General features: G+C 70.7%; 15 protein-coding genes. 9 read left to right on the top strand and 6 right to left on the bottom strand.

What is annotated here, in order from left to right:
* The first annotated feature begins 49 nt into the window (after positions 1 to 49).
* Positions 50 to 1,264 carry an acetyl-CoA C-acetyltransferase gene (locus ACWGJY_RS26535; RefSeq protein WP_453263351.1) on the top strand — a complete coding sequence of 405 codons (1,215 nt, stop codon included), beginning with the start codon at positions 50 to 52 and terminating at the stop codon, positions 1,262 to 1,264.
* 34 nt (positions 1,265 to 1,298) lie between these two features.
* Positions 1,299 to 3,503, top strand: a complete 2,205-nt coding sequence (locus ACWGJY_RS26530) for a 3-hydroxyacyl-CoA dehydrogenase NAD-binding domain-containing protein (protein WP_453263350.1) — start codon at positions 1,299 to 1,301, stop codon at positions 3,501 to 3,503.
* A gap of 36 nt (positions 3,504 to 3,539) precedes the next feature.
* On the opposite strand, the gene ACWGJY_RS26525 is transcribed toward ACWGJY_RS26530, so the two are convergent.
* On the bottom strand, positions 3,540 to 4,334 hold the full coding sequence (locus ACWGJY_RS26525) for a MerR family transcriptional regulator (RefSeq protein WP_453263349.1): 795 nt from the start codon (positions 4,332 to 4,334) through the stop codon (positions 3,540 to 3,542).
* A gap of 530 nt (positions 4,335 to 4,864) precedes the next feature.
* On the opposite strand from ACWGJY_RS26525, the gene ACWGJY_RS26520 reads away from it, so the two are divergent.
* Positions 4,865 to 6,325, top strand: a complete 1,461-nt coding sequence (locus tag ACWGJY_RS26520) for an amino acid permease (protein ID WP_453263348.1) — start codon at positions 4,865 to 4,867, stop codon at positions 6,323 to 6,325.
* A gap of 115 nt (positions 6,326 to 6,440) precedes the next feature.
* Here ACWGJY_RS26520 and ACWGJY_RS26515 read toward each other — a convergent pair whose 3' ends face one another.
* Together ACWGJY_RS26515 and ACWGJY_RS26510 are read right to left on the bottom strand one after the other, a co-directional pair.
* Complete coding sequence (locus tag ACWGJY_RS26515; RefSeq protein ID WP_453263347.1) at positions 6,441 to 8,132, bottom strand: DUF6895 family protein; 1,692 nt, start codon at positions 8,130 to 8,132, stop codon at positions 6,441 to 6,443.
* Positions 8,133 to 8,165: 33 nt separating this feature from the next.
* Positions 8,166 to 8,378, bottom strand: coding sequence for a hypothetical protein (locus ACWGJY_RS26510; protein ID WP_392375733.1), 213 nt, complete (start codon positions 8,376 to 8,378; stop codon positions 8,166 to 8,168).
* Between the two features lie 798 nt (positions 8,379 to 9,176).
* On the opposite strand from ACWGJY_RS26510, the gene ACWGJY_RS26505 reads away from it, so the two are divergent.
* The gene (locus ACWGJY_RS26505) at positions 9,177 to 9,971 is read left to right on the top strand and encodes an oxygenase MpaB family protein (RefSeq protein WP_453263346.1); all 795 of its coding nucleotides are present in this window, start codon (positions 9,177 to 9,179) and stop codon (positions 9,969 to 9,971) included.
* An 88-nt stretch (positions 9,972 to 10,059) separates the two neighbouring features.
* Here the strand turns inward: ACWGJY_RS26505 and ACWGJY_RS26500 are convergent, their stop codons facing one another.
* The gene (locus tag ACWGJY_RS26500) at positions 10,060 to 11,547 is read right to left on the bottom strand and encodes a M1 family metallopeptidase (RefSeq protein ID WP_453263345.1); all 1,488 of its coding nucleotides are present in this window, start codon (positions 11,545 to 11,547) and stop codon (positions 10,060 to 10,062) included.
* Between the two features lie 321 nt (positions 11,548 to 11,868).
* Between ACWGJY_RS26500 and ACWGJY_RS26495 the strand changes: the two genes are divergently transcribed.
* The 4 genes from ACWGJY_RS26495 (at position 11,869) to ACWGJY_RS26480 (ending at position 18,015) form a co-directional block, all read left to right on the top strand.
* The gene (locus tag ACWGJY_RS26495; protein ID WP_453263385.1) at positions 11,869 to 13,788 is read left to right on the top strand and encodes a Xaa-Pro dipeptidyl-peptidase; all 1,920 of its coding nucleotides are present in this window, start codon (positions 11,869 to 11,871) and stop codon (positions 13,786 to 13,788) included.
* An 84-nt stretch (positions 13,789 to 13,872) separates the two neighbouring features.
* A complete protein-coding gene (locus tag ACWGJY_RS26490; RefSeq protein WP_453263344.1) occupies positions 13,873 to 15,216 on the top strand; it encodes a M14 family metallopeptidase in 1,344 nt (447 codons plus the stop codon).
* Between the two features lie 81 nt (positions 15,217 to 15,297).
* The gene (locus ACWGJY_RS26485; protein WP_453263384.1) at positions 15,298 to 17,007 is read left to right on the top strand and encodes a BCCT family transporter; all 1,710 of its coding nucleotides are present in this window, start codon (positions 15,298 to 15,300) and stop codon (positions 17,005 to 17,007) included.
* Between the two features lie 246 nt (positions 17,008 to 17,253).
* Positions 17,254 to 18,015: a GNAT family N-acetyltransferase gene (locus tag ACWGJY_RS26480; protein WP_453263343.1), complete on the top strand. Its 762-nt coding sequence runs from the start codon at positions 17,254 to 17,256 to the stop codon at positions 18,013 to 18,015.
* A gap of 187 nt (positions 18,016 to 18,202) precedes the next feature.
* On the opposite strand, the gene ACWGJY_RS26475 is transcribed toward ACWGJY_RS26480, so the two are convergent.
* Together ACWGJY_RS26475 and ACWGJY_RS26470 are read right to left on the bottom strand one after the other, a co-directional pair.
* The gene (locus ACWGJY_RS26475) at positions 18,203 to 19,096 is read right to left on the bottom strand and encodes a D-alanyl-D-alanine carboxypeptidase family protein (RefSeq protein ID WP_453263342.1); all 894 of its coding nucleotides are present in this window, start codon (positions 19,094 to 19,096) and stop codon (positions 18,203 to 18,205) included.
* A 246-nt stretch (positions 19,097 to 19,342) separates the two neighbouring features.
* Positions 19,343 to 20,383, bottom strand: a complete 1,041-nt coding sequence (locus tag ACWGJY_RS26470; RefSeq protein ID WP_453263341.1) for an FAD-dependent oxidoreductase — start codon at positions 20,381 to 20,383, stop codon at positions 19,343 to 19,345.
* Between the two features lie 270 nt (positions 20,384 to 20,653).
* On the opposite strand from ACWGJY_RS26470, the gene ACWGJY_RS26465 reads away from it, so the two are divergent.
* Complete coding sequence (locus ACWGJY_RS26465; RefSeq protein WP_453263340.1) at positions 20,654 to 22,663, top strand: FUSC family protein; 2,010 nt, start codon at positions 20,654 to 20,656, stop codon at positions 22,661 to 22,663.
* The last annotated feature ends 346 nt before the right edge of the window (positions 22,664 to 23,009 follow it).

Genomic DNA, 23,009 nt, shown 5'->3' with positions numbered 1-23,009 from the left:
TCCCCACCCGCTGCTCCTGCCTCCACCCTCATGCGAAAGGCTTGTTGACTTGAGTACCGAAGCGTACGTATACGACGCGATCCGCACCCCGCGCGGCCGCGGCAAGGCCAATGGGGCACTGCACGGCACCAAGCCCATCGACCTGGTCGTCGGCCTGATCCACGAAGTGCGCCGCCGCTTCCCCGGGCTCGACCCGGCCGCCATCGACGACATCGTGCTCGGTGTCGTCGGACCGGTCGGCGACCAGGGCTCCGACATCGCCCGGATCGCGGCGATCGCCGCGGGGCTGCCCGACACGGTGGCCGGTGTACAGGAGAACCGCTTCTGTGCCTCGGGCCTGGAGGCGGTCAACATGGCTGCCGCCAAGGTGCGTTCGGGCTGGGAGGACCTGGTCCTGGCGGGCGGCGTCGAATCCATGTCGCGGGTCCCGATGGCCTCCGACGGCGGCGCCTGGTTCGCCGACCCGATGACCAACTTCGACACCGGCTTCGTCCCGCAGGGCATCGGCGCCGACCTGATCGCCACGATCGAGGGCTACACCCGGCGCGATGTCGACGCATTCGCCGCGCTCTCCCAGGAGCGCGCCGCCGAGGCATGGAAGGACGGCCGCTTCGACCGCTCCGTCGTCCCCGTACGGGACCGCAACGGCCTGGTCGTCCTCGACCACGACGAGCACCTGCGCCCCGGCACCACCGCCGACTCCCTCGCCGGCCTCAAGCCGTCCTTCGCCACCATCGGCGACGCGGGCGGCTTCGACGCGGTCGCTCTGCAGAAGTACCACTGGGTCGAGAAGATCGACCATGTCCACCACGCCGGCAACTCCTCCGGCATCGTGGACGGCGCGGCGCTCGTCGCGATCGGCTCCAAGGAGGTCGGCGAGCGCTACGGCCTGACCCCGCGGGCCCGTATTCTCTCCGCCGCGGTCTCCGGCTCCGAGCCGACGATCATGCTCACCGGTCCCGCGCCGGCCAGCCGCAAGGCCCTCGCCAAGGCCGGGCTGACCATCGACGACATCGACCTGGTCGAGATCAACGAGGCCTTCGCCGCCGTCGTGCTGCGCTTCGTCAAGGACATGGGCCTGAGCCTGGACAAGGTCAATGTCAACGGCGGCGCCATCGCCCTGGGCCACCCCCTCGGCGCCACCGGCGCGATGATCCTCGGCACTCTGATCGACGAGCTGGAGCGGCAGGACAAGCGCTACGGCCTGGCCACCCTCTGTGTCGGCGGCGGTATGGGCATCGCCACCGTCATCGAGCGCCTCTGAGACCCCTCGTCCCACCCACTACGGAGTACGCACCATGAGTGAATCCGCTGCTTTGTCGACCATCCGCTGGGAACAGGACGAGACCGGCATCGTCACCCTGGTCCTCGACGACCCCGACCAGTCCGCCAACACGATGAACAATGCCTTCAAGACCTCCCTCACCGCGGTCGCCGACCGCCTGGAGGCCGAGAAGGACAGCATCCGCGGCATCATCCTCACCTCCGCCAAGAAGACCTTCTTCGCCGGTGGCGACCTGCGCGACCTGATCGCCGTCACCCCGGACCACGCCCAGCAGGCCTTCGAGGCGGGCAACGGCATCAAGCGCGACCTGCGCCGTATCGAGACCCTCGGCAAGCCCGTCGTGGCCGCGATCAACGGCGCGGCGCTGGGCGGCGGTTACGAGATCGCGCTGGCCTGCCACCACCGAGTCGCCCTCGACACCCCCGGCACCAAGATCGGCCTGCCCGAGGTCACGCTCGGCCTGCTGCCCGCCGCCGGCGGCGTCACCCGCGCGGTCCGGCTGCTCGGCATCGCGGACGCGCTGCTGAAGGTGCTGCTCCAGGGCACCCAGTACAACGCCACCCGCGCCAAGGATGCCGGGCTGATCCACGACGTCGCGGCCACCCCCGAGGAACTGCTCGCCAAGGCCCGCGCCTTCATCGAGGAGCACCCCGAGTCCCAGCAGCCCTGGGACGTCAAGGGCTACCGCATCCCCGGCGGCACCCCCGCCCAGCCGAAGTTCGCGGCGAACCTCCCGGCGTTCCCCGCCAACCTCAAGAAGCAGCTCAACGGCGCCCCGTACCCCGCCCCGCGCAACATCCTCGCCGCGGCGGTGGAGGGCTCCCAGGTCGACTTCGAGACCGCGCAGACCATCGAGGCGCGCTACTTCGTCGAGCTGGTGACCGGCCAGATCTCCAAGAACATGATCCAGGCCTTCTTCTTCGATCTGCAGGCCGTCAACTCCGGCGCCAACCGGCCCAAGGACATCGAGCCCCGCAAGGTCGGGAAGGTCGCGGTCCTCGGCGCCGGCATGATGGGCGCCGGCATCGCCTACTCCTGTGCCAGGGCCGGGATGCAGGTCGTCCTCAAGGACATCACCGTGGACGCGGCGCAGAAGGGCAAGGCGTATGCGGAGGGCCTGCTCGCCAAGGCGCTCTCCCGGGGCCGTACGACCGAGCAGCAGCGCGATGAGCTGCTGGCGCGCATCACGCCCACCGCCGAGCCGGCGGACCTCGCGGGCTGTGATGCCGTCATCGAGGCGGTCTTCGAGGACGTCGCGCTCAAGCACAAGGTGTTCAAGGAGATCCAGCACATCGTCGCGCCCGATGCGCTGCTGTGCTCCAACACCTCCACCCTGCCCATCACGCTGCTGGCCGAAGGCGTCGAGCGCGACCAGGACTTCATCGGGCTGCACTTCTTCTCGCCGGTCGACAAGATGCCGCTGGTGGAGATCATCAAGGGCGAGCGGACCGGCGACGAGGCGCTGGCCCGTGCCTTCGACCTGGTCCGCCAGATCAAGAAGACCCCGATCGTCGTCAACGACTCGCGCGGCTTCTTCACCTCCCGCGTCATCGGTCACTTCATCAACGAAGGTGTGGCGATGATCGGCGAGGGCCTCGACCCCGTCTCCGTCGAGCAGGCCGCGGCCCAGGCCGGCTACCCGGCCAAGGTGCTGTCCCTGATGGACGAGCTGACCCTCACCCTGCCGCGCAAGATCCGGGAGGAGACCAAGCGGGCGGTGGAGGAGAGCGGCGGCAGCTGGCAGCCGCACCCGGCCGACGCGGTGATCGACCGGATGGTCGACGAGTTCGGCCGCCCCGGCCGCAGCGGCGGCGGCGGCTTCTACGAGTACGGCGACGACGGCAAGCGCGCCGGTCTGTGGCCGGGCCTGCGCGAGCACTTCACCAAGAAGGACGCCGCCATCCCGTTCCTCGACATGCAGGAGCGGATGCTCTTCTCGGAGGCACTGGACACCGTCCGCTGCTTCGAGGAGGGCGTGCTCACCTCCGTCGCCGACGCCAACATCGGCTCCCTCCTCGGCATCGGTTTCCCGGGCTGGACCGGCGGCGTGATCCAGTACATCAACGGCTACCAGGGCGGGCCAGGACGGGAGGAACTCGTCGGCCTGACCGGATTCGTGGCTCGCGCCCGCGAGCTGCAGGCGGCCTACGGAGACCGGTTCGCACCGTCTGCGCTGCTGGTCGAAAAGGCCGAGAAGGGCGAGAAGTTCAGCGACTGACCGGTCGTGGGGGCGGGCCCTCGCGGCCCGCCCCCGTCAGCCCTGGGACGTGTGGTCCCTCTGGCTTCTGCCGTCTTCGTGGGAGGTGTGGTCCCCCCGGCCTTTGTCGCCCTCCTTGCCGAACGACTCGCGCAGCTCCTGTTTCATGGACCGCTGGAAGGCGGTGACCAGTGCCTGCACCACCATCGGCTGCATATGGGCCGAGAGCGACTTCATCCGCGCCATCTCGTCCTCGTCCGGGCCGCCGTCCCGGTAGGGCCCCCATACCTCGTCCCTGAAGAGCCGGCTGAGTTCGCGGGCCGCCGAGCGGGTGTGCTCGATGACGACGGTGCGCGCCGCGAGGATGGTCTCCAGCGCGATCGGGACGTCCAGCAGCCGGGTACCCAGGTGCAACAGCCCCGGGTCGACCCGGAAGACCTGCGGGTCATCGGTCCGTACGAGCACACTCATGGCCGCCAGCCGGTCCAGATCCTCCTCGGTCAGCGCCCGGCCGACCCGCCGTTCCAGCTGGTCGCGGGTGGCGTCCTCCGCCTTGTCCGGAATCCAGCTCGCCACCAGCGCCCGGTGGATGGCCAGATCCTGGGCGCTCAGATCCGGTGGCAGCTGCTCCAGATAGCGCTCGATCGCGGAGAGCGTCAGGCCCTGGTGCTGGAGCTCCTCGATGAGTGCGAGCCGCGAGAGGTGGTCCGGTCCGTAACGGCCGACCCGGCGCGGACCGATCTCCGGCGGCGGCAGCAGGCCGCGCGTGCTGTAGAAGCGGATCGTACGGACGGTGACGCCGGCGCGGGCGGCCAGTTCGTCGACCGTCAGGTCGGTGGCGGACTCCATCATGTTCAACAGTATTGCTGTCTCACCACTCTTGTGAAACCTTCTGACCCTTCTGCCCGCCTTCTCCGCCGCCCCTGCGCGGATCCGGCCGCCGTCCCTGCGCGGATCCGCTCGTCGTCGCGCAGCTGCCTGAGGGGGTGGCGGCTGCCGACGTGGCGGGCGGGAGCGCCCGCGCATCCCTCGCACGCCAGGAACGGTACGGCGGGCGCTTGCCGGGCAGCCGGAGGTGCAGGCGGTGGCCGAGTGGCCGTCGCGGCGGCCAACACTCGTCCCAACTGAGCTGAACAGGTCAAAAACACTTGGTTGCCGGGTGCGGAGTGGGGGCCGGAATCGGGTAACTGATGCCCTCCTTGGAACTGCGCTGCCGGAAAATTTCCGACAAATACAGACAAATCTTGGATGGCCTGTACGTGCTGTGATCTTGCCCACAGACGGGGGAGCGCTCTTCAGGGAAGGTGTGCCGTCGGCCGTCCGTGCGATCCGCGGGATCGGCAATCGCGCCAGCGCCTCCCCGAAAGCGAGATGCACCACCAGTGAGCACAGAAGCCGTCACCGAGACAGCCCACAGGTCACCTGACGGGGGGAGCGGCGCGCAGCAGGATGCGGGCGACGCGGGCTACAGCAAGGGCCTCAAGGGCCGGCACATCAACATGATCGCCATCGGCGGAGCGATCGGCACCGGCCTGTTCCTGGGCGCCGGCGGCCGGCTGCACTCCGCCGGCCCCGCCCTGGCCATCGCCTACGCGGTCTGCGGCCTCTTCGCGTTCTTCGTCGTGCGGGCCCTGGGCGAGCTGGTCCTGCACCGCCCGTCGTCCGGTTCGTTCGTGTCCTACGCCCGCGAGTTCCTGGGGGAGAAGGGCGCCTACGTCGCGGGCTGGATGTATGTCGTCAACTGGTCGACGACCGGTATCGCCGACATCACCGCGATCGCCCTCTACACCCACTACTGGAGCATGTTCACCAGCGTGCCGCAGTGGGTCATGGCGATGATCGCGCTGGCGGTCGTGCTGACGGTGAACCTGATCTCGGTGAAGATCTTCGGTGAGCTGGAGTTCTGGTTCGCGATCATCAAGGTCGCGGCGCTGGTCATCTTCATGTTCATCGGCATCTTCCTGCTGGCCACCCAGCACCCGGTCGCCGGGCACACGCCAGGGCTGAACCTGCTCACCGACCACGGCGGCCTCTTCCCGACCGGTCTGCTGCCGGTGGTGATCGTGCTCCAGGGCGTGGTCTTCGCCTACTCCGCGGTGGAGCTGGTCGGTGTGACCGCCGGTGAGACCGGCGAGCCGGAGAAGGTCGTGCCGAAGGCCGTCAACTCCATCATGTGGCGGGTGGGCGTCTTCTACGTCGGCTCGGTGATCCTGCTCGCGATGCTGCTGCCGTGGAACAAGTACACCGGCGGCGAGAGCCCCTTCGTCACCGTGCTGTCCAACGTCGGTGTGCCGGCGGCGGGCGATGTGATGAACCTCGTGGTGCTGACCGCGGCGATGTCCAGCCTGAACTCCGGGCTCTACTCGACCGGCCGGATCCTGCGCTCCATGTCGATGGCGGGCTCCGCACCCAAGTTCGCCGGCCTGATGAACCGCAACCAGGTGCCGTACGGCGGCATCCTGCTCACCTCCGCGGTGTGTGTGCTGGGTGTCGCGCTCAACTATGTGGTGCCGGGCCAGGCGTTCGAGATCGTGCTGAACATCGCGGCGCTGGGCATCATCAGCACCTGGTGCACGATCATGGTCTGCCACATGGTGTTCGTACGGCGGTCGAAGGAAGGCCTGGTCGAGCGCCCGCGCTTCCGGCTTCCGGGTACTCCCGTCACCGATATCGCCACCATCGTCTTCCTGCTCGGCGTCATCGTGCTGATGTGGTTCGACGACGGTGTCGGACGGCAGACCGTGATGCTGATCCCGGTCCTCGCCGCCGCGCTGCTGGCCGGCTGGTTCGTGGTCCGCGGCCGGGTGAGCCGGATCGCCGAGGGACGCGAGCTGTCGAAGTAGTCGCGCAGTAACGAACGCCCGCAAAATCAAGGGCGGTCGCGGAGGCCGGGAGGCGTCCGCGACCGCCCTTTCGCCTGGGTGGCCGCGGCGGGTGACGTGCCCTGCGGTTCGGGGGTCAGCGAAAGGACTGCGGGGCAGTGAGGGCCGTGCCGCAGGCGGTGTGCACCGCGGCCAGGGCGGTGACGGCACTCCGGGTCCACGACAGCATCGTCCGTTCCCGCATTGCCGGATCGTCACAGGCCGGGCGGCCGAAGGCACCGCAAGGGCTCTGCTGGGCGAGGAGGAAGGCGACGGCGTCACGGGTGATGCGGTGCTGTGCCCGTCCGGCGCGAGCCCAGTCCCGGACGATGGCGGCAATGTGTCCCAGGTGATAGTTCTTCCAGGCACGGGGCAGGCCGGCGGCGGCCGTCTCCGGCGCCGAGTGCGGTGTGTCGGCTCCCCCGTCCCTCAGTGCGGCCGCACGCCGGGGGGAGACCAGCCCCAGACCGACCAGGCGTTGGACATTGCACGCCGCCTGCGGTGGAACCTCGTCCAGAAGTTCGACGGCAGCGGCGGCAGACTTGAGGAACACGTCGAGTGAGGCGCATGTGATCTCGTGAGTCCGCAGACCGAACGCGAACTCACCCACGACCTCCATCCCGTGTCCCTGCCACACGTCCGGGTCCGCGTGCGCAAGACGTGCGGAGAAATCCAGGAGCAGGGGACGCGCAAGCTCGGGTTCCCCCAGAGCCTCGGCCGCATACGCGACAGCCGCCGCGGCCGGCAGGTACGTGACCGGGTCGTGGTGCCGGGTCGCGCCGGCCAGCCACACCACTGCCTGTCGCAGCGGCTGTTCCACGGTCAGGCGGGGCCTGGGTACGGACGGCCGAGGCCTCCGTACGACCCTGGGGCTGCGGTCCAGGAGCGCGGCCAGGGCGGCGACGATCGTGGTGTGGTAGCCGGTGGCCCAGTGTCCGTACGCCTCGTCCCCGTCGGCCAGTTCGGGGTGGACGACTCCGGGCGGCCCGTTGACCCGCCCGTCGTCCTCCTGCGCCGCCGCGAGGAACTCCCATGCCCGACGGGCTTCTTGGGAGTCCCTGACCCCGAGGCACAGCAGACAGCACAGAAGCTCCCCCACCAAGTCGGCGTTCTCCTGGCCGAGGGTGAGAACGAGCAGAGCTTCGAGCAGCTCCACCGCCGCGCCCGGATCGAAGTCCCGCGGCCATCGGGGCTCGCGAAGCCCGAAGTCCGTGGCGTAGAAGATCGTGTGGGTGAGGGCGTAGATGTCGCGGTCGGCGAGCTTGGCGACATTCGGGCTGTTGCACAGCAGAGTGAACGGCAGGACATCGTCCATGGCCGGCAGCGTGTGCCGGACGCCGCACAGCTCCAGGGTGTGCAGCAGATCGAGCTGCCGGTACGGGATCCGCTCGAAGACTGCCGCGTATCCTCCGGCCGCGGCTTGCGTGATGATGTGCCGGAACTCCGGGTCCTCGCGTCCGCAGAGCCGGAGTGCCGCATAGGTCCCCGCGTACAACAGGAGCGCCCCTTCGTCCCGGGCGATCAGCTCCCGGTAGGAAGGGCGGGCCGTGATCCCCTCGACCTGATCGAGGAGCGCCGCGTAATCGCTGTCCAGCGGCTCCGGGGCGAGGCGCGCCCGCAGTCCCACGAGGAAGGCGGTTTCGATGAGGGCTTTGCGGGCGAACAGCACCCGGTTGGCGGCGGCTTCGGCCGGATCGATCAGATGGCGGCGCGCAGCGAGCCAGGCGACTGCCCGGGTCTCCACCGCGCGCCTTTGTGACATTCCGTCACCGGGTTGCGTCGTGTCCATCGAATGCCTCCCGGCGATCGGTGCAGTCAACGGTCAGTTGCGCGCAGCGGAGTCGTCGGGCTCCGCGACCTGGTTGGCGACCACGAGGACGTAGCGCTCCCAGGCGAGCACGTAGCCGGCCACATCGTCGATCTGGCTGACCTGATCGACGACTCGCTCGAGCGGAACGCTGAGGTCGACGAGTCCACTCGTCCTCAGGAAGTCGAGTGCCTTGCGGGCGTCAATCGGAGGGGGAGGACAGGACATGAGTTTGCTCCTTTTGGGTGGTTCGGACAGATGTCGCGAGTGTCGCGTTCCGTGATGCACTTGTCACTATCTGCGCCCGAGGAGGAAAAACGGCGGGGTAATCGACCCAGCTCATGGGGTTTATCTCGGCGCAAAATCACTCTTACGGGCTAATGTCGCCCATGGGGGCGCGGTGGCTTGTGTGCGGCATGGGGCGGGATGCCGGGCGGGGATGTATAGTCCGCCCGCTTGCCCGCTTGCCCGCTTGCCCGTACCGAAGTGGCTCCCGCGCCGCCGCGATGTCGGCACCGTCGCCGAGCGGGCCGGGAGGTGTCGTCGAGACCGGCGGTCGCGGCAGTGCGGCGGTCTGCTGCTGGTGCGTATATCCCTCGCCCTACGGGCAACCCGATGGCAACCCGATGGCAACTCGATGGTGCGCAAGGCTTGTTGGTTGCCGTCCCGGTCGGGCGGTCATTGCGGCAAGGGTGTTGAGGGGCTGGTCTCCTCACGGGAGTCACCCGTGTGTCCGTGTAGACGGGCGCCCCGGCCCGGCCTGAGTCAAGGAATGGCAGTACCGGCTGCGGTGGTTCGCCGGATGGTGTCGCCGCTGCGGGGCGTCCGGACGGGATGTCCGGCGTACTGGAATATGCACCTGCCGGGAAGGTGAAGCGGCCATGGGCAGGCGTCGGGCGGGAACATGTACCTGCGGGATACGCCCCCGCATCCGTCGGCCATCGCACTCGCCGTATCATGATTAATGACATGAATACGGTAAAAAATGACCCAAACCCCCCGCCGGTCGGAGGTGTGCTCTGGTCGATGGCCGGGGACATCCGCATGCTGCTGACCCTGCCGGCCGCGCTGACCATGCAGGTCGCCCACCCGGCGGTGGGCGCCGGTGTGGACGACCACTCCGTATTCCGTACGGACCCGTGGGGGCGCGGGGAGCGGTCGCTGGCCTCGTTGCAGCTGTGGGTGTACGGAGGTGAGGGCGCGGCCGAGGAGGGGCGCCGGCTGCGGCAACTGCACAAGACCATCCGGGGGACCGACGCGCACGGCCACAGGTACCACGCGCTCACCCCCGCCTACTACGCCTGGGTGCACGCCACCGGCTACCCCGTCTTCCGGAACGCGCAGCGCTATCTCGGCCGGCCGTTCACCAAGGCACAGGAGCGGCAGCTGTACGCGGAGTGGCTCCAGGTCGGGCGGGTCCTGGGGATCCACGACCGCGATATGCCGCAGTCCGTCGAGGAGTTCTGGCCGTACTACCACAAGGTTCTCGACAACGACCTCGAAGAGACCTTCGTGGTGCGGGAGTTGGTGGCGGCCGACCCGCCGCTGCCGGCCCCCGACCGCGGTCCGCGGTGGCTGCGGCTGGTCCTTTGGCTGAGCTGGCCGTGGCTGCGCCCGCGCTTCGCCCGCCTGCGGCGCTTCCTCACGATCGGGCTGATGCCGCCGGACGCCCGGCGCGCCATCGGACTGGAATGGACGGAAGCCCAGGAACGCCGGCTGTGCCGCTTCGGCCGCGTCGTCCGCGCCGTCGTCCCGGTGCTCCCGGAGCGACTGCGCTTCATGCCGATCGCGCGCCGGGCCCGCCGGGCGGCGCGCGGGTGAACGGACGGAGCCGGCCGGAGCCGGGGCGGTCACCCCTGCTCTGGCCGGTCCGGTTCCCGGGGCGCCGGTGCGGTGCCCGGCTGCCGGATCAGTGCCCGTGCACGTCGTGCGTGGCCGCGATCTGCTTCCATGACGCGGGCTCGGGAACCGGCGCCTGCCGTGTGCCGAACGCCCGCTTGGCCGCGCCCACCGCCGGCTTGGCCGGCTGGAACAGCCAGGTGTCGAAGAACCCGGCCAGCTTCTTGCCGGACTTCTTCTCGGCGAATGTCACGAAGTCGGCCACCGACGCGTTGCCGTACTTGTGCTCCGCCGGCCAGGACTTGAGGATCCCGAAGAAGACCTTGTCGCCGACCTTGTTGCGGAGCGCCTGGAGGGCCAGCGCGCCACGGTCGTAGACGGCATCGTCGAACTGGTTCTCCGCGCCCGGGTTGCCCGGCTTGACCTTCCAGAACGCGTCATCGGCCGGGTGCTGGGCGTAGACGTAGTCCGCCAGCTCCTGAGCGGTGCCCTCGCCCTCCTTCTCCGACCACAGCCACTGGCTGTAGGCGGCGAAGCCCTCGTTGATCCAGATGTCCTTCCAGTCCTTGAGCGAGACGCTGTCGCCGTACCACTGGTGCGCCAGCTCGTGCACCACGACCGAGACGTTCGTACCGCGGTCGAAGGCCTTCTCGCCGTAGAACGGGCGGGTCTGGGTCTCCAGGGCGTAGTGGGCCGGGACGTGGGGCACATAGCCGCCGACCGCGTTGAACGGGTAGGGGCCGAAGACGCTCTCCAGCCACTCGGTGACCTCGGCGGTGCGCGCGATGCTGGCCCGCGCCGAGCCTTCGTTCGCGCCGAGGTCCTTGCTCACCGCGTTGATCACCGGCAGGCCGTTCGCGGTCTGGTCGGTGGTGATGTCGAACTTGCCGATGGCCAGCGTCGTCAGATATGTCGCCTGCGGCTTGTCCGAGCGCCAGTTGTAGCGCGTCCAGCCCAGCTTGGAGGACTGTGAAGCCAGCACGCCGTTGCTCAGCGCCTGGGTGCCGTCCGGGACCGCCACCGAAATGTCGTACGTCGCCTTGTCGGTGGGGTGGTCATTGCTCGGGAACCACCACACGGCCGAATCCGGTTCCTGTGCCACCACACCGCCGTCGGCCGTGCGGGCCCAGGCGGTGAAGTTGTCGATCTTCAGCTCGGAGGGCTTGCCGGCGTAGCGCACGACGACGCTGATCTGCCGGCCCTTCTCCAGCGGCGTGGCCGGGGTGACCTCCAGTTCGTGCTTGCCGGACGTGGCGAAGGAGGCCTTCTTGCCGTTGATCCGGATCTCGCTGACCTTGAGGCCGAAGTCCAGGTTGAAGCGGGAGAGATCCTGGGTGGTCGTGGCGAGCAGCGTCGCCGTGCCCTCCAGCAGGTCCGTCTTCGGCTGGTACTTGAGCCGCAGGTCGTAGTGGGAAACGTCGTATCCGCCGTTTCCGCTCTCGGGGTAGTAGGAGTCGCCCACACCCGGAGCACCCGGGGTGAAGTCGGCCGCGGAGGCTGGGATCGCCAGCAGCAGGCTGAGCGCGGCCGCGCCCGGGACCAGGAGTCTGTGACGCACGAGTCCTCCAACTCGTAGGGGGATGGCTCTCGTCCGACCCTATGTACTCCGGCACGGCAGCGTCATGTACATGGCCGCATCTGACACATGACCGACATGAAGCACCATCCGGTTTCGCGAACCGGCCGCAGCGGTCCGGCCGGCGCCCCGGGCCTGCCGCACGCGCGGTCCCGTACCGCCCCGTGCGGCGCCCCCCTCGCCACGGTGGCCGCGGCCGCCGGTTCCCCGGACAGGCTCTTACGCACGGGAGTTGAGCCGCGCTACCGTCCGCCCGTGACGAATCCTGCGCGGATCCCCCGCATCCCCTTCACCGTGCTTGTGATGGCGGCCGTCGCTGCCCTGCTGTCCGCCCTGACGGGGCCGGCCACCGCCGCGCAGGCGGCGCCCGGCGAGAGCAGACCCGTTTACTCCTACGACCACGCGATACGCGAATCGGTCTGGGTGGACACCCGGCTCGACGGCGACGCGGACGGGAGGACCGACCGTGTCGCCGTCGACATCGTGCGGCCCGCCGAACCCGCACAGCAGGGCCGCCGAGTCCCCGTGATCATGGATGCCAGCCCCTACTACTCCTGCTGCGGCCGCGGCAACGAGAGCCAGAAGAAGACCTACGACGACCGGGGCCGGCCGGTCCAGTTCCCGCTCTACTACGACAACTACTTCGTGCCGCGCGGCTATGCGACGGTCCTCGTCGATCTCGCGGGCACCAACCGCTCGGACGGCTGCATCGACGTCGGCGGCCGCTCCGACATCGGGTCGGCCAAGGCCGTGGTCGACTGGCTCGGTGGCAGAGGCCGCGCCTACACCTCCCGAACGGGAGGCACACCCGTCACCGCCGACTGGTCCAACGGCAGCACCGGCATGATCGGCAAGAGCTGGGACGCCACCATAGCCAACGGTGTCGCGGCCACCGGCGTCAAGGGACTGAAGACCATCGTCCCCATCGCCGGCATCTCCTCCTGGTACGACTACTACTTCGCCAAGGGCGCCCCGCTCTACGACTCGGGCCCCGACTCCCTCGCGGACCTGGTCGACAGCCCCGATGCCCACAAGCGCTGCGCCGCGGTGCAGAAGAAACTCGCCGACGGCGCACCGCGCAGCGGCGACTGGACCGGTCTGTGGACCGCGCGCGACTACGTCCGCCACGCGGACAAGGTCCGGGCCAGCGTCTTCATGGTGCACGGCATGCAGGACCTCAATGTTCGCACCCGGCACGCCGGGCAGTGGTGGGACGCGCTCGCCCGGCACGGCGTCGAGCGCAAGATCTGGCTCTCCCAGACCGGGCACGTCGACCCCTTCGACTACCGCCGCGGGGAGTGGGTCACCACACTGCACCACTGGTTCGACCACTATCTGATGGGCTACGACAACGGCATCAACCGCGCCCCGATGGCCGATATCGAACGTTCCCCCGGCACCTGGTCCACCGACCCGCAGTGGCCCGCTCCCGGCACCCGGGCCACCACGCTGCGGCCGCGCGCCGGCCGCACCCCCGGGGTCGGCGTCCTGGGGACCACCAAGGCGCCGCACGGCGCGACCGCGGCCTTCACCGACAACCCGAAGCTGAGCGAGGCCGACTGGGCGGCCCAGATCGATGAACACACGCCCGCCAAGGCCGGGTTCAGCACCGGGCCGCTGCGCGCACCGCTGCGGCTGTCCGGCTCCGGCAAGGTGACGGTGACCGCCACCCCGAGCACCTCGACCGCGCATCTCTCCGCCGTCCTGGTGGACCTGGGCCCCGCCACCATCCGCAACTACGCGGCCGACGGCGAGGGCATCACCACCCTCGACCGGCGCACCTGCTGGGGCGCCGGAATCCCGGGCGACACCGGCTGCTTCAAGGAGACCGCCGCCGACACCAAGAAGGTCGGGTACACCGTCTTCAGCCGCGGCTGGGCCGACCTCGGCAACTACGCCGACCCCCACAGGGGCCGGCCGCTCACCCCGGGCAAGCGCTACCCGCTCACCATCGACCTGGCCGCGAGCGATCATGTCGTGCCCGCCGGACACCGGCTGGCGCTCATCGTGGCCGGGACGGACGCCGGTCTGATCGACCCGCCCGCGTCCACGCCGAGCCTCACCCTCGATCTGTCCCGTACGTTCGCCCAACTGCCGTTGACCGGCGGCGCCCCGGCCTTCGCGCGGGCCGCCACGGGTGCGCCCCGGCAGCCGTCCGCTGCCGCCCTGCCGGCCGGCATCGCCCCGCCGCGTTCGCTCAGCCGGATGCCGGCCGCGAAATGACCGACCGGGGCCGCCCCACCCGCGGGCGGCCCCGCCCCGGCCCCCGCTCCACCCCCGCCGCTCACCCAAGGGAGGCACCCCCTCGTGTGGTCCCGCTTCTGCCGCCTCGCCCTGGGGGCACTGGTCATCGGACTGCCGGCCGTCCTCGGCGGGCCCCTGCCGGCCTCTCCTGCCGGCGTGTCCGGAACCACCGCACCCCGTACGGGATTCGAGACCAGCAACGGTGCCCGCTGGACCAGCGGGGCGGAGGAACAGAAGTTCCTCGCTGCCGTCGACCGGGCGTCGGCCCGCGTACGGATCGACCGGATCGGCACCACGGAACAAGGCCGCCCGTTACAGCTCGTACGGATCGGCGCCCCGGTCCCCGCGCGCCCGGCGGACGTCCGCCGCGGCGACTCCGTACTGCTGGTCTGCACCCAGCACGGCGATGAACCCGCCGGGCGCGAGGCCTGTCTGAGCACCGTCCGCGACCTCGCCTACGCCAAGGACCCGGCGACCCGCCGGTTCCTCGCGCACACGAGTGTGCTGGTCGTGCCGACCGCCAACCCCGACGGCCGGGCCGCGGACACCCGTGGCAACTCTGACGGCACGGACATCAACCGCGACCACCTCGCCCTCAAGACCGCCGAGGCCCGCGCGATGGCCGCCATCCTCCGTGACTACCGCCCCGACTCCCTCTACGACCTGCACGAGTACGGCCCCACGGTCCCGTACTACATGAAGGACCTGCTGTCGCTGTGGCCGCGCAACCTCAACACCGCGGACGGGGTGCACCGCGAAGCCGGCGCACTTTCCCGGGACTTCGTGGCACCCGCCGTCCGGCGGGCCGGATTCTCCACCGGTGTCTACGGCATCTGGACCGATCCGGAGACCGGGGCCCCCGTCAGGCAGGTCGCGGGCGACGGCCAGGAACGGATCCTGCGCAACACCGCAGGGGTGAAGGGCTCGGTCGGGCTGCTCGTCGAGACCCGGGTCAACCCCCTCACCGACGCGGAGAAGGCCGACCCCGCACTCAACAACCGGCGCCGGGTGCACTCCCAGCTGGCCGCGCTGCACGGCGCATTCACCTTCATCGACCGCCATCGTCCACGCATCGAGGCGGCCACCGCCGCCGCCCGGCTCGCCGGTTACGCCGACCACGGCCCGGTCTATCTCGGCGGCGCGGACAACGAACCCGCTACCGCTGCCCGGATCCTGTCCGACCCGCCCTGCGCCTACCGCCTGGATGCGGCACGGTTCGCGCAGGTCAAGAGCGAACTGGCACTGCACGGTGTGGTCTGGGAGCGGGACCGGGAGGGCGTCGTCGTTCCGCTGCGCCAGCCGCTGCGGAAGCTCGTCCCGCTGTTGTTGGACCAACGGGCCGGTTATCACCTTACGGTCGCGACACCCATGAACGTCTGCCGTCCTGGGGTAGGGGGTAAAGGGTAAGAAAAATATGGCCCATTGAAAGGTTGACAGGTGTCGGACACAGTCAAGGAGAAGACCGGCGACGGGGGTGGCGCGTCACCCGTGGCGGATCTTCCCGAAGACCCGCGGCGGACCGGACCGCCACAGACCGACCGTGTGGTCTTCGGCGTGACCGCACTGCTCACCCTCGCCTTCATCGCCTGGGGAGCGTCCTCCACCGCATCACTCAAGAACGCCTCGACAGCCATGCTGAACTGGGTGATCGACAACGGCGGCTGGGCGTTCGTGCTCTCCGCCTCCGGCTTCGTGATCTTCGCGATCTGGCTGGCGGTCAGCAAGTACGGCCGGATCACGCTCGGCACGGAGGGCGAGGAGCCCGAATTCCGCACCGTGTCATGGATCGCCATGATGTTCAGCGCGGGTATGGGCATCGGCTTGATGTTCTACGGCGTCAGTGAACCCCTGGGGCACTTCACCACCCCGCCGCCGGGCACCGATCCCAAGGACGCCGCCCAGGCGATGGACACCGCGATGGCCACCACGATGTTCCACTGGACGCTGCACCCGTGGGCCATCTACGCGGTCGTGGGTCTGGCCATCGCCTACAGCTGCTTCCGGCGGGGGAGGCGGCAGACGATAAGCGCGGTGTTCACTCCGCTGATCGGCACCCGGCGGGCGAACGGCTGGGGCGGCCAGGTCATCGACATCCTGGCCATCTTCGCCACGCTCTTCGGCTCCGCGGCCTCGCTCGGGCTCGGCGCGCTGCAGATCGGCAGCGGCCTCAGGGTGCTCGGCTGGATGGACAGCGTCAGCACCGGCCTGCTGGTCGTCATCATCACCGTGCTCACTCTCGCGTTCATCCTGTCCGCGGTCTCCGGCATCGCCAAGGGCGTCCAGATGCTGTCCCAGATCAATATGGTGCTGGCGGTGATCCTGGCGGTCTTCGTGTTCGTGGTCGGGCCGACCGTTCTCATCCTCAACCTGGTGCCGACCTCCCTCGGCTCGTTCCTCGGCGAGCTGCCGCAGCTGGCAGGCCGTACGGAGGCCGGCAGCGGCGCCGATGTGGGCAACTGGCTGCGCCGCTGGACGGTCTTCTACTGGGCGTGGTGGATCTCCTGGACGCCCTTCGTGGGGATGTTCATCGCCCGGATCAGCCGTGGCCGGACGATCCGCCAGTTCATCGGCGGGGTCATTCTCGTACCGAGCGTGGTCAGCCTGGTGTGGTTCGCGGTGTTCGGCGGCTCGGCCATGAAGCTCCAGGACGCCAAGCGGCTCAACGGGGCGAGCACCCCCGAAGGGCAGCTTTTCGACGTGCTGCACCAGTACCCGCTCGCCACGGTCATGAGCATCCTGGTCATGATCCTCGTCGGCATCTTCTTCGTGTCCGGCGCGGATGCCGCGTCCATCGTCATGGGGACCCTCTCGCAGAAGGGCACCTTCGAGCCGACCCGGCTCGTAGTGATCTTCTGGGGCGTGGTCACCGGCGCGGTCGCCGCGATCATGCTGCTGATCGGCGGTGGCTCGGGCGACGCCCTGACCGGCTTGCAGAATCTGACGATCCTGGTCGCGGTGCCGTTCATGGTCGTGATGATCGCCATGTGCTGGGCGCTGATGCGCGATCTGCGCAGCGACCCGCTGATCGTCCGCGGCCAGAAGGGCGAAGAGGCCGTCGAGATGGCCGTGATCGCGGGGCATGAGCAGTACGACGGTGACTTCGAGATCCAGATCGGGCCGGGCGGCAATGGCAACGGCGGCAGTGACAATGGCAACGGCGGCAGTGACGAGGGGGACACCGGGGGGAGACCGCGCTGAGGAGCGCGCAGGGGCCGGGGCCCGTGCCACGGCGGGGGTTGCCGCCGCCGGCCGGTGATCGTTCCGGCGGGCGGGAGGCGGATTTGCCCCGGGCCGGGGGCGGTATGTCAGAGTGGGCCGTCCCGGTCGGCCGGGCGCGCGTGTGCGCAGCCGCTGCCGGGCTCCCCCTGTACCCAGATGGACGGATTCCGGTCGCGCGTGCGCGTGTCCGGTCCGTTCGCCTCCTCCTTTACTTCTCAGAGAGCGATGCAGGCAACGACTCTTCTCCCCCGGACCACAGACCTGTTCGACCAGGGCCTGGAGCGGCAAGCCGGCGCCGCGCTGCTGCGCTTCGGTGCGGCGCGACGACGGCCGTCCGGCCGGATCAGCTGGTCGGGCCAGGGTGCCGCCGCCTGGCTCGACGACGCCCGCGGACATCTGTGGTGCGTCGGTGAACCGGATCCCGCCGCCGGACTGGTGCTGCGCGCCGCGCAGGGCCGGCCCGATCAGGTGCGGGAGTTCACCGGGCCGCGCGGCACCGCCGGCCAGGTCGGGCGGCATCTGCCGGTGACCGATGTCGTGGAGTGGATCTTCCGCTGGACGCTGGAGGAACCGCCGGTACACCCGGCGGAGGAGCGGGTGGTCACCCTCGACGCGTCACACCACGGGGAACTGCTCGACTTCCTCAACGAGCACAGCCCGGCCCACTCCACCGGCCCCGGCTCCAGCGACGTCACCCTGTGGGCCGGGATCCGCGGCACGGACGGGCAACTGGTGGCCTGCGGCGCCCTCAGCAGTCTGCGGGACAGCGGCGCTCCGCTGATGGCCTCGGTCGCGACGGACGCCCGCCGGCGCGGTCGGGGGCTCGGCGCGGCCCTGACCTCGTGGCTGACGCGGCACGCCGTACGCCGCCACGGCTTCTGCACGCTGTGGCAGCTCGCCGACAACACCCCTGCCGAACGGCTCTACGACCGCCTCGGCTACCGCAACGAGGACCCCTGTGTGTCGGCGCGTCTCGCCGCTTCCTGACCCGGTGGCCGCTTCCTGACCGGTGGCTGCCTCCGGCTCGTCATTGTGCGGCGCCGGAGAGGGCTCCCGCCCGGGAGGACACGGGCGGGACGGCCGTGCGCCAAGGGTGCGGTGACGGCGTGATGACGAAGGGGCCTGCCCCCGGCCGGATGGCTGCGGGCAGGCCCCTCGTTCGTCCCGGTCCGGGCTACTTCTTGAAGCCGTAGTCCATCAGCTTCTTCGCATCAGCGGTGCGGTTGACCACCGAGGAGGAGGACAGGACCGTGCCGATGACCGTCTTGCCACCCCGGGTGGCGGCGAAGACCAGGCAGTACTTGGCCTCCGGACCCGAGCCGGTCTTGACGCCGATGGTGCCCGAGTAGCTGCCGAGCAGGGCGTTGGTGTTCTCCCACGACATGTAGCGGTATCCGCCGCTCTTCGTCGTGACCTTCTGCTTGGTCGACTTCGTCTTCACGACCGTACGGAAGGTGGAGTACTTCATCGCGTTGCCGGCGAGCTTGGTCAGGTCGCGCGGCGTCGAGTAGTTCGAGCCCTTGCCGATGCCGTCGAACGAGTCGAAGTGCGTGTTCGTCAGGCCGAGCGACTTGGCGGTGGAGTTCATCTTGCCGATGAACGACTTCACGCGCGCGGCCCGGGTGGAGCCGCTGCCGAACTTGTCGGCCAGCGCGTACGCCGCGTCACAGCCGGACGGGAGCATCAGCCCGTACAGCAGCTGGCGGACGGTGACCTTGTCGCCGACCATCAGCTTGGCCGAGGAGGCCCAGTTGTTGTCGACGATGTAGTCGCTGTACGCCTTCTGGACCGTGACCTTGGCATCCAGGTCGAGGTGCGCCTGCGCAAGCACCACCCGAGCCGTCATGATCTTGGTGGTGGAGCCGGTGGAACGACGGGTGTCCGCGGCCTTGGTGAAGAGGGTCTTCCCCGTGCCGTTGTTCATCACGAAGCCGCCCTTGGCGACGATCGTGGGGGTCTTGGGCGTGGCGGCCTGCGCCGGAGCGGTGAACGCCCCGGCCGCCAGGACGGCTCCCGCGGTGACGATTGCCGCAGATGCCCGGCGAATGCCCTTTTTGCAGTTTTTCAAAATATATACTCCAAATACCCCTGCAGTGGCGGCCGTATGAGAATGCCGCTTGCTCATGAGACGCACGAGACGGGTGAATGGATGCGTGCCCCGGGCGGCAACTTCATCTCGTTCACCGCCGATTCACCAGTCCGGGCCGGGACAGCCGGAGTGCCGGAACGAGTCGGACGGCCGGAAGGGGGCCGGCACCGGACGGGCGGAGCGGGCCTGCGCCCGGCGCCGCGGCCGGGCTGAGCTCCGCCGCGGTCACCGCAGGGGCGGTCCGTCACCCTCCCCGAGGGCCCGCACCTCCCGCCGCACCTCGTCCGCGCACCCCCACGCCACGGTCGCACCGGCGCCACCGTGGCCGTAGTTGTGGACGCACGGCGTGCCGTCGGGCAGCCGCTCCACCGCCAGCCGCACCGCCGGACGGGCCGGACGCAGCCCCACCTTGTGCGCCAGCACCCGGGCCCGCGCCAGCTCCGGAAAGCGCCGCGCGCAGCGCGCCACGATCGCCGCGGCCACCGCCGGATCGGGCTCCCGCGACCAGGCATTCTCCCGCGCCGTCCCGCCCAGCACCACGCCGTACGGCTGTGGCAGCACATAGGCCGTCTCCGCCGCACCCGCGGCGGCGGAGACGTACCACTCCTCGATACCGGGGTTCTCCACTATCACCAACTGCCCCTGGACGGGATGGACGTCCGGATCGGGTACGAGCTCACGCGCGCCCAGCCCCGAGCAGTTCACCACCACGCCGGCCGCCCGGCCGGCGTCCGTCAACGAGCTGACCGCGCGCCGCTCCACGGTCCCGCCCGCGGCCGTCAACCGCCGCTCCAGGTAGCGGAGATGGGCCGGCATGTCCACCACAGGAGTACGGGCCCGCCACCCCGACGCGGACCCCTCGGGGAGTTCCGCCGCGCTCGCCCGTCGCAGCCCGGGTACCGCGTCGTACCAGGCGGCCAGGCCGTCGTCGCAGCCGTCAGCCGGGTTCTGGCCTGCGTCCCGGCCGCCGGCCGACGCGTCCGTCATCGTGCCGGTCACCATCCGGGCGCCGGTCTCCTCCGGGCGCTGCGCGAGCCCGGCGAGTACGTGGAAGGACCGTACGGACCACTGCACCGCCCGGTCGAAAGGCCGGATCCGGTACGGCCAGCACAGCCCGCCGGCCACCGCCGAGGTCGTCCCGTCCGCCGCGTCCCGGGTCACCACGTGCACCCGGTGCCCGTCCTCCGCCAGCGCGATCGCAGCCGTCAGCCCGATCACGCCGCCGCCGACCACGCATACGTCCACGTCACCTGTGTCGATCGTCATGGCGGGACGCTAACGGGTGGGACGGGGGTTGACGAGGGTGGGGAAGGGGGCCGAGCGGAGAAAACGGTGGCGCCGAGCGGGCGCCGGGTGCGTGAGGAGGGCGCGTACGGGACCGGAGCCGCCTCCCCGCTGTGCGCTCGTGATCTTGCGGTAACCCTGCGGCTGTGGTGCGGACAAGACCGGACCTTAGGCTGGTAGCAGCACCGTCGGCCGATGTCGCCCCTCGGATCCCGCTTTCCGTCATCCGTACGCCGTCGTCTGAGGAGGCCCATGCTCCGCGCGCAGCGCGCCGTGCCCGCCTGGCTCGCCCACCCCTTCCGCTGGCAGCGGCTGCCCGTGCCCTGGGCGGCCGTCGCCCGTGGTGCGCTGTGCGCGGGGCCGCTGCTCGGCGCGGGCATCGCGACCGGCCACCCCGCGCCCGGCGTACTGGCCGCTCTCGGCTCGATGCTGGCGGGGGTCAACGACCGCCCCGGCACCCGGCGCACCGGCATCGTGCACATCGGTCTGCCCGCCCTCGCCTCGGCGCTCGGCATGCTGATCGGCGCCTCGCTCCAGGCGGTCGGTGCCGGGTGGTGGATCGTTCTTGCACTGTTCGCCGTCGGCTTTGTCTCCGGCGCGGGCAGCGTGGCCGGACCGGTGCGCTCCAACGCCGGGATGCAGATGCTGGCCACCACTGTCCTGGGCGCCGGGATGCCGCTGCCCGGCGCGCCCTGGGCCAAGGCGCTCTATGTCCTCGCCGGCTGCCTCTGGCTGCTTCTGCTGCGGCTCGTCGTGCGCTCACCGCGCCCCGCGGGCGGTGCGCTCAGTGGTGAGCGGGCGGCCGTGGCCACGGTCTTCGAAGCGCTCGCCGACGCCCTGGGCGCGGCCGGCGGGCCCGGCGCCGAGCCCGCCCGGCGCCGCCTCACCGCCGCGCTGGACCGCGCCGACGAGGCCCTGCGGCTGCGCCGGCTCACCAGTCGGCTGCTGCACCGTCCGGCGCGTACGGAAGAACTCCTGCTCACCGAGCGGTTCGCCGCGGCCACCGCACTGTGCGAGGCCAGCGTTGCGCTGCTGTGGGAGGCCCGCCCGCTGCCGTCCCGGGTGGCCCAGAGCCCCCGGCGGTTCGCCGACGCCCTGCGCACCGGGGGGTCGCCGGGCCGGTTGTCCGCCCCGGAGACGAGTACCGCCGCGCGCGGCGCCTTCGACCGGGCGTTGCTGGACGCAGCGGTCGCGTTCGCCCGCCGGGAGCCGCTGTCCCCGGCACAGGAACACCCGGAAACCGGCCCCTTCGGCCGTCCCGCCCGGGTGACCGTGCCCGGGTCGCTGGTCCGTGGGGCGCTGGCCGCCGTCGGCGGACGGACCCGGCGCGGGCGCAGCCTGTTCGGGCCCGCCGGACGGGACTACGGTCTGCGGGTCGCCGTCTGCATCGCCGCGAGCGCCGCCGTGGCCCTGCTGCTGCGCCCGGAGCACTGGTACTGGCTCCCGGCGACCACCACTTTCCTCGTCAAGCCGGACCTGGGCCCGCTGTTCTCCCGTACGGTCAACCGCTTCGCCGGGACCGTCGCCGGTGTGCTGGTCTTCGCCGGGGCGAGCCTGTTGCTGACCGGTTCGTGGTGGCCCGCGCTGATGGCGGGCGTGGGTGGTGCGCTGCTGCCGTTCGCCACCCGCCACTTCGCGCTGCAGACCGTCGCGATCACCCTGATGGTGCTGTCGTTCGTGTATGCCAGTGGGGCTCGGGAGGCCGCCACCGAGCGGGTCGTCGACACCTCCATCGCCTGCGGCATCGTGCTCGTCGTCGGACATCTGCCACGGCTCGCCGACCCGCGCCGCCGGGTCGGCCACCGGGTCACCGCGGCGCTGCACAGCACCGAGCACTTCCTGCGGCACGTCCTGGAGTCGGAACCGGGCGCGGACCCCACCCGGCGGCTGGCGCTGCGCCGCGCCGCCTACCGGGCGCTGGGCGAGGCCAGGGCGGCAGCGGAGACCGCCGCGGCCGAACTCCTCGCCGCCCGCGACCGCAACCCCGACTGGCTGACGGTCGTCACCGCGGCCGAACGCATCGTGGACGCCGCGACCGCCTGCGCGATACGCCTGGACCACGGCGCCCACCGCCCGAGCGTGACCGAGGCGGAACGGCTGTGCCAGGCGCTGTCCGCGATGGCCGACGCCCTGGAGGACCCGCGCCGCCGCCCCGACGCCGCGCCGCCGGGCCCCGATCTGCTGCCGGTTCCGGACTGCGCCACGCTCACGGATGTGGCGGCGGAGCTGGAGCGTATCCGTGGCTATGCGGGGGCGTCCTGAGCCGGCAGTGCGCCGACGGGCACGCCTCGGCATCGTGACCGACGGGCCCGTGCTGTTCGTCCGCCGGATCTCCGCGGCCCGGCGCAGCCAGGCCGGGCCGGGGCGTAACCGCTCGGCCCGGCCGCGCCGGCCGGCTCCGGCAGCAGCGCGAGGCCGGTCTGCTGCTGCCGGTCGCCGGAACGGTCGATCAGCGGCCGCCCCGCTCCTTGCCCAGGAGTCCGGCCCGCCGGAGGGCGTCCGCCATCGCGTCGTTGGCCGGTCCGGCGTCGCGGCCGCCCCGGCGGTCACCGCCGCGCTGCCCGCCGCCGCCCTGCCGCGGCCGCGGCGCACCGCCCCGGCCGCCCTC

The sequence above is a fragment of the Streptomyces sp. NPDC054765 genome (assembly GCF_053612065.1).
The sequence above is the reverse complement of the archived record's forward strand: the minus strand, read 5'-3'. Positions and strand labels throughout refer to the sequence as shown.